Annotated in this window: 12 protein-coding genes; 7 read left to right on the plus strand and 5 right to left on the minus strand. The window is 67.7% G+C overall.

Annotated features, from left to right (window positions below):
* Positions 1-3: 3 nt before the first annotated feature.
* The 3 genes from ACYU98_RS13355 to radA form a co-directional block, all read right to left on the minus strand.
* Positions 4-882: an HhH-GPD family protein gene (locus ACYU98_RS13355; protein ID WP_460468705.1), complete on the minus strand. Its 879-nt coding sequence runs from the start codon at positions 880-882 to the stop codon at positions 4-6.
* Positions 879-1895 carry a DNA integrity scanning diadenylate cyclase DisA gene (gene disA / locus ACYU98_RS13360; RefSeq protein WP_460468896.1) on the minus strand — a complete coding sequence of 339 codons (1017 nt, stop codon included), beginning with the start codon at positions 1893-1895 and terminating at the stop codon, positions 879-881. Before disA ends, ACYU98_RS13355 begins: the two co-directional genes overlap by 4 nt.
* Before the next feature lie 213 nt (positions 1896-2108).
* Complete coding sequence (gene radA, locus ACYU98_RS13365; protein ID WP_460468706.1) at positions 2109-3518, minus strand: DNA repair protein RadA; 1410 nt, start codon at positions 3516-3518, stop codon at positions 2109-2111.
* Between the two features lie 158 nt (positions 3519-3676).
* On the opposite strand from radA, the gene ACYU98_RS13370 reads away from it, so the two are divergent.
* On the plus strand, positions 3677-4063 hold the full coding sequence (locus ACYU98_RS13370; protein ID WP_460468707.1) for a DUF6394 family protein: 387 nt from the start codon (positions 3677-3679) through the stop codon (positions 4061-4063).
* Between the two features lie 18 nt (positions 4064-4081).
* Positions 4082-5845 carry an NAD-binding protein gene (locus ACYU98_RS13375; RefSeq protein WP_460468708.1) on the plus strand — a complete coding sequence of 588 codons (1764 nt, stop codon included), beginning with the start codon at positions 4082-4084 and terminating at the stop codon, positions 5843-5845.
* Here the strand turns inward: ACYU98_RS13375 and ACYU98_RS13380 are convergent.
* Both ACYU98_RS13380 and ACYU98_RS13385 read right to left on the minus strand, forming a co-directional pair.
* Positions 5830-6525 carry a class I SAM-dependent methyltransferase gene (locus tag ACYU98_RS13380; RefSeq protein WP_460468709.1) on the minus strand — a complete coding sequence of 232 codons (696 nt, stop codon included), beginning with the start codon at positions 6523-6525 and terminating at the stop codon, positions 5830-5832. The genes ACYU98_RS13375 and ACYU98_RS13380 overlap by 16 nt on opposite strands.
* The gene (locus tag ACYU98_RS13385) at positions 6522-7319 is read right to left on the minus strand and encodes a hypothetical protein (RefSeq protein ID WP_460468710.1); all 798 of its coding nucleotides are present in this window, start codon (positions 7317-7319) and stop codon (positions 6522-6524) included. The genes ACYU98_RS13380 and ACYU98_RS13385 overlap by 4 nt, the downstream gene beginning before the upstream one ends.
* Before the next feature lie 44 nt (positions 7320-7363).
* On the opposite strand from ACYU98_RS13385, the gene ACYU98_RS13390 reads away from it, so the two are divergent.
* The 5 genes from ACYU98_RS13390 to ACYU98_RS13410 all read left to right on the plus strand — a co-directional run bounded on the left by ACYU98_RS13390 (position 7364) and on the right by ACYU98_RS13410 (position 12590).
* On the plus strand, positions 7364-8290 hold the full coding sequence (locus tag ACYU98_RS13390; RefSeq protein WP_460468711.1) for a Ppx/GppA family phosphatase: 927 nt from the start codon (positions 7364-7366) through the stop codon (positions 8288-8290).
* The gene (locus ACYU98_RS13395; RefSeq protein WP_460468712.1) at positions 8290-9093 is read left to right on the plus strand and encodes a sugar phosphate isomerase/epimerase family protein; all 804 of its coding nucleotides are present in this window, start codon (positions 8290-8292) and stop codon (positions 9091-9093) included. Before ACYU98_RS13390 ends, ACYU98_RS13395 begins: the two co-directional genes overlap by 1 nt.
* A 121-nt stretch (positions 9094-9214) precedes the next feature.
* Positions 9215-10819 (plus strand): circularly permuted type 2 ATP-grasp protein, encoded by a 1605-nt coding sequence (locus tag ACYU98_RS13400; protein ID WP_460468897.1) that lies wholly within the window; start codon positions 9215-9217, stop codon positions 10817-10819.
* A complete protein-coding gene (locus tag ACYU98_RS13405) occupies positions 10819-11748 on the plus strand; it encodes an alpha-E domain-containing protein (RefSeq protein ID WP_460468713.1) in 930 nt (309 codons plus the stop codon). Before ACYU98_RS13400 ends, ACYU98_RS13405 begins: the two co-directional genes overlap by 1 nt.
* On the plus strand, positions 11745-12590 hold the full coding sequence (locus ACYU98_RS13410; RefSeq protein WP_460468714.1) for a transglutaminase family protein: 846 nt from the start codon (positions 11745-11747) through the stop codon (positions 12588-12590). The genes ACYU98_RS13405 and ACYU98_RS13410 overlap by 4 nt, the downstream gene beginning before the upstream one ends.
* Positions 12591-12600: the final 10 nt, after the last annotated feature.

A 12600-nucleotide genomic window follows, 5' to 3' on the forward strand; every position in this document is an offset into this window, starting at 1 on the left:
AAGTCAGCCCGGTAGCGCGAACACGTCGTCACCGACCGGCTCCACCAGCCCGTCGGCGATCAACCCGACCAGGCAGCGATCGCGTTGGGTGTCGTCCGACCAGACCGCGTCGATCACCGCCCGATCGACCGGGTGGTGGGCATCCCGCAACACGGCGAGGATCTTCCCGCGCACCTGCCGGTCGGTGCCCGCCCACTTCTGGCCGGGCCGCGGCGGTCCGTCGTACGGCGGGGAGCCGGCAGCCACCCACGCGCAGTCGGCGCGCAAGGGGCAGTCTGCGCAGCGCGGGTTCGCGGCGGTGCAGATCAGCGCGCCCAACTCCATCACCGCGACATTCCAGAGCGCGCAGTCGGCGTCGTCGGCCGGCAACACCGAGGTCGCCAATCGTGTCTCGGCGGCGGTCAGGGCGACTGCGGGCAGCGGTTCGCCGGAGAACAGCCGGGCCTCGACCCGTCGGATGTTGGTGTCGACCACGGTCGCGCGGACCCCGTAGGCGAACGCCGCGACAGCCGCAGCGGTGTAGGAGCCGATGCCTGGAAGCGATTGCAGGACAACTGGATCCGACGGAACCGCACCATCGTGGTCAGCGGTGATCGCGGTGGCGGCGGCGTGTAGTCGTATCGCCCGGCGCGGATAGCCGAGCCGGCCCCAGTGTCGTACGGCCTCGCCCGGCGCCGCTGCCGCGAGGGCTGCGGGGGTCGGCCAGCGAGCCATCCAGTCCTGCCACACCGGCTCGACCCGCACGACCGGGGTCTGCTGAAGCATGATCTCCGAAACCAGCACTCCCCAAGGGGTGCGGTCCGCGCGGCGCCACGGCAGATCGCGGTTGGTGCGGGCGTACCAGTCGAGGAGTTCGGCGTGGACCTCGTCGCGCAAGGTCACACGTAGCGCTCGAGGATACTGCTCTCGGCCAGGCGCGAGAGACCTTCGCGGATCGCTCGCGCGCGCAGTTCTCCGACACCGTCGACGGCCTGTAGGTCATCGAAATCGGCGGCGAGCAGGTTCTGCAGGGTGCCGAAGTGGTCGATCAACCGCTCGACGATCGCTCCGGGCAGTCGCGGTATCCGACTGAGCAGGCGGTATCCGCGCGGGCTGATCGCGCTGTCCAGCAGGTCGCCGGCGCCGGTGAAGCCCATCGCGCGTCCGCCGACGCCAAGGTCGAGCAGTTCGGCGGCGCTGAGAGCGGCCAGATTGGCCATCGCCTGCGCGACGGTGATCGGCTCGCGCGCGGCGTCGACGTAGTCGCGAACGACCAACTCCCGATCCTCGTCGAGACCGGTGACCAGTTCGTCAAGCTGCAGCGCCATCAGTCGGCCGTCGATGCCGAGTTCGACGACGTACGCGGAAATCTCGTCAGAGATTCGGCGCACCATCTCGGTCCGCTGGACCACGCTGGCCACATCGCGCACCGTGACGAGGTCTTCGATCTCCAGCGCGCTGAGGGTTCCAGCGACCTCGTCGAGCCGAACCTTGTAGCGCTCGAGCGTCTGCAGGGCCTGGTTGGCGCGCGACAAGATCGCGGTGGAGTCCTCGATGACGTGGCGCAGGTGGCCGACGTAAAGGGCGATGATGTGCATCGACTGGCTGACCGACAACACCGGGAAACCGGTCTGCTTGGCGACCCGCTCGGCGGTGCGGTGGCGGGTGCCGGACTCCTGGGTCTCAATCGAGGCATCGGGCACCAATTGCGTTGCTGCGCGAACGATTCGGTTGGCATCGGCGTCGACAACGATCGCGCCGTCCATTTTGGCCAGCTCGCGCAGCCGGGTCGAGGTCACCTCGATGTCCAGCGGAAAGCCGCCTGTGCTGATCGACTCGACCAGCGGGTTGTTGCCCAGCACGATCAGCGCGCCCGTGCGGCCGCGCAGGATCCGTTCGAGCGCCTCACGCAGCATCGTCCCGGGAGCGACGTGGGCGAGGGTGTTCTGCAGGATTTCTTCGGGGGAGCGCTCCACCCGGCCAGCGTACGGGAAAGTGGTTGTCGTTCCGGGGTGCCGGTCATCGACCGCGTCACATCCGAGCTCAGACGGGGCCATCGCGCAACGCGATTGCCACCGCCTCGGCCCCCCCCGAGCAGCGCAGCTAGGCCAGCAGACCGGCCAACTACCTCATCCGGTCGATGCCGCTGCCTCGGATCTGTCGGGCGAGGTCACCGAGTGAAGTGTCAGGAGGCGTACGGCGGAGGCCACGTCGGCGACCTCCCGCACGTCCATTCCCTCCGGCGCGGACTCCTGCCCGAGCGATCCCTTGGGCACCACGGCTCGGGTGAATCCGATGCGCGCGGCCTCGGCCAGGCGGCGCGGCACCCCGGCCACGATGCGTACGTCGCCAGCCAGGCCCACCTCGCCGATCGCAAGGGTGCCGGCGCGCCACGGTTTGTCGGCCGCGGAACTGGCCATGGACAATGCGACCGCAAGGTCGGCGGCCGGTTCGGCCAGGCGCACGCCCCCGACGGTGGAGACGTAGCAGTCGAGTTGGCGAGTGGAGATCCCGCAGTGCCGGTCAAGCACGGCCAGGATCATCGCGGTGCGCGAGTTGTCGACGCCGCTGGTGGTGCGTCGGGGTGACCCACCCTGACCGGCCGGGGCAAGCAACGCTTGCACCTCGGTGACCAGTGGGCGCCGCCCTTCGAGGGTGACGGTGACGCAGGTGCCCGGGGTCGGTTCGGCGGCCCGCGTCAGGAAGAGCCCGCTCGGGTCTGGCAGTCCGACGATGCCGACGTCGGACAGATCGAAACAGCCGACCTCGTCGGTGGGGCCGTAGCGGTTTTTGATCGCGCGGACCATCCGCAGTCGCGAGTGGCGTTCACCCTCGAACTGAACGACGACATCGACCAGGTGTTCCAGCAGCCGCGGGCCGGCGATCGAGCCGTCCTTGGTGACGTGGCCGACCAGCATGGTGGCGATGTTGCGCTCCTTTGCTACCGCGATGATGCTCGCCGCGACCTCGCGGACCTGGCTCACATTGCCCGGCGATCCCTCGATGTCGGCGCTCGCCAGCGTTTGCACCGAGTCGATGACGACCAGCGCCGGGTCGACCTTCTCGATCTGGGCGAGCACGGTAGCCAGGTCGGTCTCGGCGGCGAGGAACAGGTTGTCGGCCAGGGCGTCGATCCGCTCGCCGCGCAGGCGCACTTGGGCGGCGGACTCCTCACCGCTGACATAGAGCACTGGTCGGCCACCGCGGGCGGCCCGGGCCGCCACGTCGAGCAGCAGGGTCGACTTGCCGATGCCGGGTTCGCCAGCGACCAGGATCACCGCGCCGGGGACGAGCCCCCCACCGAGAACCCGGTCGAACTCACCGACGCCGGTCGGGGAGGCCGCCGCGAGGGTGGCATCGACCTGGGCGATCGGCTGGGCGGGTCGTTCGATGGTGCGGGCCGGCTGGGTGCGGGGCTTGACCGCGCCGGCCTCGACGACGCTGCCCCACGCTTGACACTCGCCGCAGCGGCCGACCCACTTGATCGCGGTCCAGCCACACTCGGTGCATTTGTAGGCCGGTGCCTTCTTCGTCGCCATGCGCGGAACGGTATGCGACACCACCGACAGACACCACCGACAGACACCGACAACCACCGACAACCGCGGGCAGCGACCGGCCGGAGCCGCGGCCGGCGGCCACAACCACCCCGCCTTGGTCATCCCCAGCGACCTCTCAGGGAACTAGGCTCCCAGGGGTGAACCTCGAAAAAGTTGTCTTCGGCTTCTTCGTGCTGTTGTCCGCGACCCTGAACTTCGGCTTCTTTCTGGGCGGCATCGACAACCCGCACGTCCACAACGTCAACGAGCTGTTCGCTGCGATCGTGGTGAACTGCATCGCCACGATCCTGAAGTTCGGCGACCGCACTCAGGTTGGCGCGGTCCACTTGGCGACCAGTCTGGTCGCGCTGCTGCAGCTGGTCGGCGCCGCGGCGGTGTGGGTCTACGCCAAGGAGGTTTCCGAACACGGCCTCAATGCCGAGGCGATCTCCAGCGTCGTCTCGCTGTCGGGTGGTGCGTTGCTGGCGAACATCGTGTCGGTGGTGCTGCTCGTCGCCGAGACGGTGTCGTTCCGCCGACGCTGAGGCCGGCTCAACCACTCAATGGTCAATCTCCTGCACCTGCTCAATCTGCGCACCCGGAATGTTCGGCGGGCGCGCCGGGCTCCGGTGCCGATCCCCACCGGTCTGCCGACGACGGACGCGGTGTTCCTGCTGTTGCGCCGAATGCGGATGCCGTTCATCGTGCTGGTGGCGACGTTCAACTTCGCGACCCTCGGCATGACGCTGATGCCGGGCAAGGACGACGCGGGTCACACGTACTACATGACCCCGTTCGACGCGTTCTACCAAATGATGATGACGGTCACGACCGTCGGATTCAGCGAGACGCCCTACACCTTCAGCTATCCGCAGCGGATCTGGATGACGCTGGCGATCCTGATGCTGGTCATCAGTTGGGCGTACGCGATCGGTGTCCTGTTCTCGATGATGCAGGACTCCGCGTTCCAGGAGGCGTTGGCCACGCAACGCTTCCGGCGTCGGGTCGCGGCTCTGCACGAGCCGTTCATGCTGGTGGTCGGCTATGGCGCTGCCGGGCAGGCGGTCGGCAGCGAACTCGACCGCCGCAGAAGGCGGTTCGTGGTGGTCGAGTCGTCCTCGCAGCGGGTCGAGATGGCGTGGACCGATGAACTGACCGCCGATGTTCCCGCCCTGGAAGCCGACGGCACCGTTCCCGCCGCGCTCGGGTTGGCCGGGCTGGGCAGCCCGCACTGCGAGGCAGTGCTGGCGCTGACGGACAACGACCGGGCAAATCTCGCGGTGGTGATGAGCACCTCCCTGTTGCGCCCTGACTTGCCGGTGATTGCTCGCTGTGTCGACAGCACCCTGCAGAACCGGATCGAGGACTTCGCCCCGACCGCGGTCATCAACCCCGACGACCGTTACGGCGGCTATCTCGCGCTGTCGCTGCACCAGCCGGTCACCCACCAGTTGGTCGAATGGCTGATGGACAACGACGAGCATGAACTCCCGCGGTTGCGCGAAGGACTCGCCGACGGCCGGTGGCTCGTGGCGGGGGACTGTGAGTTCGGTGAACACGTCGCCGCCGATTTGCGGGGCGCTGGTTTGACGGTCGATCAGGTGCCGACCGATCAGGTGCCCGATCACTTCGGCGACATCGCCGGTTTCGTGGCGGCCAGCACCGACGACCTGACCAACATTGCGGTCGCCGAGCGGGTCCGGTTGGCCGCCGACGACACCTTCTTGTGTGTCCGGCAGCGCACAAACACCTACGCCGCGTTGCTGGCGGCGATGGAGATCGACTCGGTCTACATCTCCACCGAGCTGGTCGCTCGCGAAGTGCTGGCGAGGGTGCTCACCCCCGTGTTCTGGCAATACCTCGAGCAGGTCCTACAGCAGGACGAACAGTTCGCGATCGGCGTACGCGACCGGCTGATCGAACGGGTCGGCAAGCAGGCCCCCGAACGCGAACTCATCACCCTCGACACGACGTCCGCGCCGGCCGCGGTGGCCTGGTTGCAGGCCAATCCCGAGACCTTGCGACTCGGTGACCTGATGCGCCACCCGGACGATCGCGAGACCCGGCTCGAGTTGGTGCCCCTGATGCTGATCCGCGACGGAAGCTCGATCCTCAACCCCAGCGACGACACCCTGATGCGGGCCGACGACCAGTTGCTGGTGGCTGGCTCTGAGCGCGGGCTGTCGGATGTCACCGACGCGCTCTTCTACACCGCGACGCTGGGCTATCTGGTCACCGGCCAGAACACCCCGACGACCTGGGTCTGGCGGGCGCTGCAGAAGCGTCGCGCCGACAATCGGCCAAGCCCGGCTCAGAAGCGCCGGTAACGCACCCACACGGCGTAGTCGACCTCATTGCCCGCATGGGAGGCGAGGATCCGCTCGGTCTGCTGGGCATCGAATTCGATCCCGACGACCGCCTCGAAGTCGGCCCGCGAATCGAACGCCCAGCGCATCTGCACCGGGATCTTCGACCAGCCCTGCCGGTCCCAGAACCGTTCGACCGACACCGGGTCGTACGACGGCCACGCCTGTCGGAACCACTCGCCGAAGGTGGATCGCGATGCATCGTTGTCCACGACGTACGCGACGCCTCCGGGGGCCATGACCCGGTCGAGTTCGGCGAGGCCAGGCTCACAACCGCCACCGAAGAAGTAGGCCCATCGGTTGTGCATGACCTCGATCGAGGAGTTCTCGACCGGCAACATTTCGGCGCCGCCGGGGCGTACGTCGACGATGGGGTGCAGCGCGCGGGTGCGGTCCTGCGCCCGGCGTACGAGGGGTTCATGCGGTTCGACGCCGATCACCGAGGCGGCGGTCTGGGCGAGGTAGGGCAGGTGGAACCCAGTGCCGCAACCGATGTCGAGTACCTGCGCTCCGGACCAGTCGCGCACCGACCGCATCGCGGCCCAGATCGCGCCGTCGGGGTCGACGCCGCGGTTCTCGATCTCGTAGATGTCGGGGTTGTTCCAGATGTTCGGCGAGGGGATCGCGGTGAAGTCGGTCATGGCTGTTTCCGTTCCTGCGCGGCAAGCGTTGCGGGGTGCACCAGCAACGGCAACATCTTCCGGTTCCCGGAGGCGCGTGCCGCGGTGACGGCGGCGAGGTGTGCCTCACAGCGTTCGACCAACTGGGCGTATCCGGCGGCTCCCATCAGGTGTTGCAACTCGCCGGCGCTGGAGAGATAGAGCGGCTGCGCCCCGACGTGGGCCTGCGGGTTTCCCGAGCAATACCAGTCGAGTTCGTGTCCGCCTGGACCCCAGCCGCGGCGGTCGTATTCGCCGATCGAGACCTCCGTGTAGGTCGAGTCGTCGGTCAACGCCACCTCGCGGAACTCGCGGCGGATCGGCAGCTGCCAGCAGACGTCGGGCTTGATGGTGTGCGGCTCGATGCCCTCAGCCAGCGCGTGCTGGTGCAGTGCGCAGCCGGCGCCCGCCGGGAAGCCCGGGCGGTTCAGGAAGATGCACGCGCCCTCGACCACGCGGGTCTTGGTGGCGTCGTCCTCCTGCTCGGTCCAGCCGCGCTTGGAACGACCTTCGTCGTAGAACTGCCACTCGTCGGGGCCGAGGTTCTTGGCCGCCTTCTTGACGTTGCGCAGGTCGTTCTTGTCGCTGAAGTGGGCGCCGAGCGTGCAGCAACCGTCGTCCGGCCGGTCGGCGTAGATGCCTTCGCAGCCGCTGCCGAAGATGCAGGTGTACGACGAGGTCAGCCAGGTCAGGTCGACGCGGAACCGTTCGGTCGCGTCGCCGGGGTTGTCGAACTCGGCCCAGATCCGGGGAGTGCGCAGGGGTGTCTCGGTCACCCGCGCATTCTTGCCTACGAACCTGCGCCCCTAGACTCGCTCCCATGCGCCTTGGTGTGATCGACGTCGGTTCGAACACCGTCCATCTCCTGGTCGTCGACGCGCACCGCGGCGCCCGGCCGTTGCCGGCTTTCTCCCATAAGCGCGAACTGCGGCTGGCTCAACTCACCGACGACGACGGTGCGATTGTTCCCAGCGGGGTCGACCTGCTGAGCGAGTTCGTGGCGGAATGCCAACAGGTTGCCGAGGACCACGGCATCGAGGACCTGCTGCCGTTCGTCACCAGCGCGGTGCGTGAGGCGACCAACGGCGACGATGTGTTGAACGTCGTACGCGAACGTACCGGCGTCGAACTGCAGGTGCTGCCCGGCGCCGACGAGGCGCGCTTGACCTTCCTGGCCGTACGCCGCTGGTTCGGTTGGTCTGCCGGGCGCCTGTTGATGATCGACATCGGTGGCGGCTCCCTGGAGATCGCCTCCGGCATCGACGAGGAACCTGATGTGGCCTTCAGCCTGCCGCTCGGCGCGGGCCGGTTGCACCGGGAACTGGGCGGCGATCCGCCCGCCTCGGCCGACCTGAGGGCGCTGCGTCGACGGGTGCGCTCCGACATCGCGCGGGAACTGCGGCCACTGACCAAGGCTGGTGCGCCCGATCGGGTCGTCGGCACCAGCAAGACGATCCGCTCCCTGGCCCGCATTTGTGGGGCGGCACCCTCCGGCGACGGCCCCTACGTTCCTCGTACGCTCGCCCGCGCCGATCTGGCGCAGCTGGTGCCGCGGTTGTCCGAAATGACGGCCGGCGAACGCAGCGAGCTGCCGGGAGTCTCTGCCTCTCGGGCGCCGCAGTTGTTGGCTGGCGCGGTGGTGGTGGAGTCGGCAATGGATCTGCTCGGAATCGACTCCCTGCAGGTCTGCCCGTGGGCGCTGCGTGAAGGTGTGATTCTGCGGCGGCTGGACTGGTTGGACGCATAGTGGGAGTGGTCAAGGTGCCGGACTCACGGGTGGCGTTGTCGACGTCGTCGGTCTACCCGAAAGGGGTGGTGGGCGCCTTCGACCTTGCCGAACGACTGGGCTATGACGGCATCGAGATCATGGTCTGGACCGATCCGGTCAGCCAGGAAGCCGGAGCGTTGCAGCGGCTGATGGACCATTACGGCCTACCGGTTGTATCGATCCACGCGCCGACGCTGCTGCTCACCCAACGTGTCTGGGGTGTCGAACCCTGGGGCAAGATCGACAACTCGATCCGGCTGGCGCAGGACGTCGGGGCCTCGACCGTGGTGGTTCACCCGCCGTTCCGTTGGCAGAAGGACTACGCCGCTGAGTTCGTGGCGGGCGTCGCGCAGCGAGAGGCCGACTCCGGGGTGGCGATCGCGGTCGAGAACATGTTCCCCTGGCGGGCCCGAACCCGCGAGATGCTCGCCTACTTGCCGCATTGGGACCCGGTGGGGGAGTCCTATGCCAACGTGACCCTCGATCTGTCCCACACCGCGACCGCGGGGTCGGATGCGCTGGCGATGGTCGCCGACCTTGGCGATCGGTTGCGTCACCTGCACCTTGCCGACGGACTGGGCTCCTTCAAGGACGAACACCTCGTTCCGGGTCGCGGTGGCCAGCCCTGCGCCGAGGTGCTGGAAACCCTTGCCGCACAAAGCTTTTCCGGCGACATCGTGGTCGAAGTCGGCACCCGCCGGTTGTCCGAGGAGCAACGTGAGGTCGACCTAGCCGAGTCGCTGGCGTTTGCGCGGCTGCACTTCGCGGCTGCTGATTCCTAGGTCGTGTGGCCAGCTGCTTGGTGAGCAGAAAACTGTTGGGACCGGCCCGGTTTCCGCTAGGTTCACACTCGTGAGTGGCACCCCCGGCAGATACTCCACGCGCCCAGACACCTACGACGAGATGTACACCGCCCAGGGCGCGACCCGCGACGCCTACAGCGGGATCCACCGTCAGGTCGAGTTGCTCAGCGCGCAGGAGTTGCGAGTGCGCGCCGACTACCTCTCCCACACCTATCTCGACCAAGGCGTCACCTTCGACATCGGTGGTGAGGAGCGGCCGTTCCCGCTCGACATCATCCCGCGGTTGATCGACAACCGGGCGTGGACGCGGGTGGAAGCCGGTGTGGCGCAACGGGTTCGAGCCCTCGAGGCGTTCCTGTCGGATATTTACGGCGAGGGTCAGGCCTTCAACGACGGGGTCATCCCGCGCCGGGTCGTCGCATCCAGCCCACACTTCCTGCGGGAGGTCCGGGGCATTGAGCCGGCCGCCGGTGTGCGCGTTCACATCGCCGGCATCGATCTCATCCGCGACGGCAACGGCGACTTCCGGGTATTGGAAGACAACGTCCGCATCCCGTCCGGGGTCTCCTACGTCATGACGAACCGTCGGGCGATGTCGGCGGCGCTGCCCGAGGCATTCGCCCACCACCGGATCCGGCCGGTGACCCAATACCCGATGCGGTTGCTCGCGGCGCTGCGCGCCTGCGCTCCCAGCGGCATCGCCGACCCGACCGTCGTGGTGTTGTCGCCCGGGTCCTACAACGCGGCGTACTTCGAGCACGCGCTGTTGGCCCGCCAGATGGGCATCCGGTTGGTCGAGGGCCGCGACCTCGTGGCGCAGGCCGGCCGGGTGAGCGTGCGAACCACCAACGGTCCGCTGCCGGTTCACGTGATCTATCGCCGGGTCGACGACGAATACCTCGATCCGGTGCATTTCAAACGTGATTCGGTGCTCGGGGTCCCAGGCCTGCTGAACGCCGCGCGCAGCGGAAACGTGACGATCGCGAACGCCGTCGGCAACGGTGTCGCCGACGACAAACTCGTCTACACCTACGTTCCCGACCTCATCCGCTATTACCTCGGGCAGGAGCCGATCCTGCCCAACGTCGACACCTGGCGCTGCGAAGAACCCGACCACCGCGCGGAGGTGCTCGACCGGCTCGACGAGCTCGTCGTGAAACCCGTTGACGGCGCTGGCGGCAAGGGAATCGTGATCGGTCCGCGCGCCACCAGGGCGGAGCTCGACGCGCTGCGCGAGCGGTTGATCGCCGACCCGCGGGGCTGGATCGCCCAGCCGGTTGTGCAACTGTCGACCGTCCCGACCCTCATCGGCGACCACCTCGCCGCCCGCCACGTCGACCTGCGCCCGTTCGCGGTCAACGACGGCGAGAAGGTGTGGGTGCTCCCCGGCGGCCTCACCCGTGTCGCCCTGCCCGAGGGTGAGTTGATCGTGAACTCCTCCCAGGGCGGTGGGTCCAAGGACACGTGGGTTCTCGCGCCCGAACCCGGCGACCAGGTCTGGCAGCCCGACTACGCCCGCGAGGGCTCCACGCTGCACCCCGCCCACCGCACCGCGCGGGCCGCCGAGCAGCGCGAACAGACGCAAACGCAAACCCAGTCGCAGTCTCAGTCCAAGTCGCAATCGCAGTCGCAATCGCAATCCCAGTCACAATCTCAGTCACAATCTCAGTCACAATCTCACGGCCAGGGCGGGGGTGTCCGCTGATGCTCAGTCGCATCGCCGAGTCGCTGTTCTGGATCGGGCGCTATGTCGAGCGGGCCGAGGCGATGGCCCGGCTGCTCGATGTGCACCTGCAGCTGCTCATCGAGGACCCGGTGTTGGACCGGGAAGTCGTATCGCGCTCGATCCTGTTGGCGATGGGCATCGAACACGAAGGACCGGCCGACGAACGTACGGTGCTGGACCGTCTGTTGACCGACTCCACCAGTCCGTCGGCGATCACCACCTCGCTGGTCTGGGCGCGCGAGAACGCTCGCCGTTCGCGCGAGATCGTCTCGACCGAGTTGTGGGAGGGCCTCAACACGACCTACCACCAAGTCCACCGGGGCGCTCTGGGGCGGATGCGACCGGCCGACGCCTTCCGGTTGGTGCGTGAACGCACCAGCATGATCGCGGCGCTCGCCGATCACACCCTGAGCCACGACGACGGCTGGGAGTTCATCAGGCTCGGGCAGATGATCGAGCGGGTCGACATGACCGCCCGGCCGATCCTGATGACGACCTACGCCACCGGTTCCGCGGCTTCCTGGCCGGTCGCGCTGCGGGTCTGCGGTGGCGCCCACGCGTTCACCCGCATCTACAACGCCTCCGAGTCGCCCCGATCGGCGATCGAATTCCTGGTGCAGGACCGGCTCTTCCCGCGGTCGATCACCTACGCCCTGGGCGAGGCCGAGCAGAGCCTGGAGCGTCTCGAATCGAGGCCTAACCGTCGGGTCGGCTTCAGCGGCGACGCCCGCCGGATCGTCGGGGCAGCCCGTGCCCGCCTCGAATACCGCTCGGTCAGTGAACTGCTGGGCGATGTCGAGGGTGAAATGCAGGCCCTGCAGCAGGTGTGCGGCGCGGCCACCGAGGCCGTGACGCGTCGATACTTCGAGGGCGCGATCGCGCCCGAGTGGCAGCGAGGTGGATCGTGAGCGTGACCCTGCGGTTGGTGCATCGCGCCGGCTATACCTATCAGGGACCGGCCGTGGCGTCGTACAACGAAGCCCGAATGGTTCCCAGATCCACTGTGGCACAAACGGTTTCCCACACCAGAATGGAAATCACGCCGGCGCCGTGGCAGCATTCCTGGACTGATTATTGGGGCTCGAAGGTCACGACCTTCGAACTGCACGAACCCCACGACGAGCTGAAGGTGGTGGCGATCAGCACCGTCACCGTCCACCGTCCCGAGTCGCTCGGAAAGGGCCTGTCCTGGACCGACCTCACCAGCCGCGACACGATCGATGATCTGTCGGAGTTCCTGGAGGTCGACGGCAGTTGTGAACCCGGTCCGGAACTGTGTGTCGAGGTAGCCAGGCTGCGCGCGAACTGCGACACCCCTGCCGACTTCGTCGCCGCTGTGCAGCAGCTGCTGCACCAACGAATCTCGTACGACCCACGGCGCAGCGCCCACCACATCTCGGCGCGCGCGGTCTGGGAGTCTGGTCGCGCCGGCGTCATCGACTACGCCCACCTGGTCCTGTCCGCGCTGCGCGAGGTCGGCATCCCGGCGCGCTATGTCGCCGGCTACGTCCTGAACGACCGCGACGCACCGATCGGGGATGTTCGTAGCGGCCACGGCCACGCCTGGATCGAATGGTGGGACGGCGATTGGGTTGCGGTCGACCCGGCTGAACAGACTGTCCCGGACGACTTCTACATTGAGGTTGCACATGCGCGCGACCACACAGATGTCGTGCCACTGCGGGGCATCTACACCGGGACGCCTGGCAGCAAGATGTCGGTGACCGTGGAGATCAGTCGACTCGCCTGATCCCCGCTCA

Source organism: Calidifontibacter terrae (assembly GCF_054778835.1).

What these genes read in the sequence shown, in the direction of transcription:
- ACYU98_RS13390 (WP_460468711.1), top strand. Translation starts at nt 7,364, where the DNA reads ATGCGCCTTGGTGTGATCGACGTCGGTTCGAACACCGTCCATCTCCTG.
- disA (WP_460468896.1), bottom strand. Translation starts at nt 1,895, where the DNA reads ATGCTGCGTGAGGCGCTCGAACGGATCCTGCGCGGCCGCACGGGCGCG.
- ACYU98_RS13405 (WP_460468713.1), top strand. Translation starts at nt 10,819, where the DNA reads ATGCTCAGTCGCATCGCCGAGTCGCTGTTCTGGATCGGGCGCTATGTC.
- ACYU98_RS13380 (WP_460468709.1), bottom strand. Translation starts at nt 6,525, where the DNA reads ATGACCGACTTCACCGCGATCCCCTCGCCGAACATCTGGAACAACCCC.
- radA (WP_460468706.1), bottom strand. Translation starts at nt 3,518, where the DNA reads ATGGCGACGAAGAAGGCACCGGCCTACAAATGCACCGAGTGTGGCTGG.
- ACYU98_RS13400 (WP_460468897.1), top strand. Translation starts at nt 9,215, where the DNA reads ATGTACACCGCCCAGGGCGCGACCCGCGACGCCTACAGCGGGATCCAC.
- ACYU98_RS13375 (WP_460468708.1), top strand. Translation starts at nt 4,082, where the DNA reads ATGGTCAATCTCCTGCACCTGCTCAATCTGCGCACCCGGAATGTTCGG.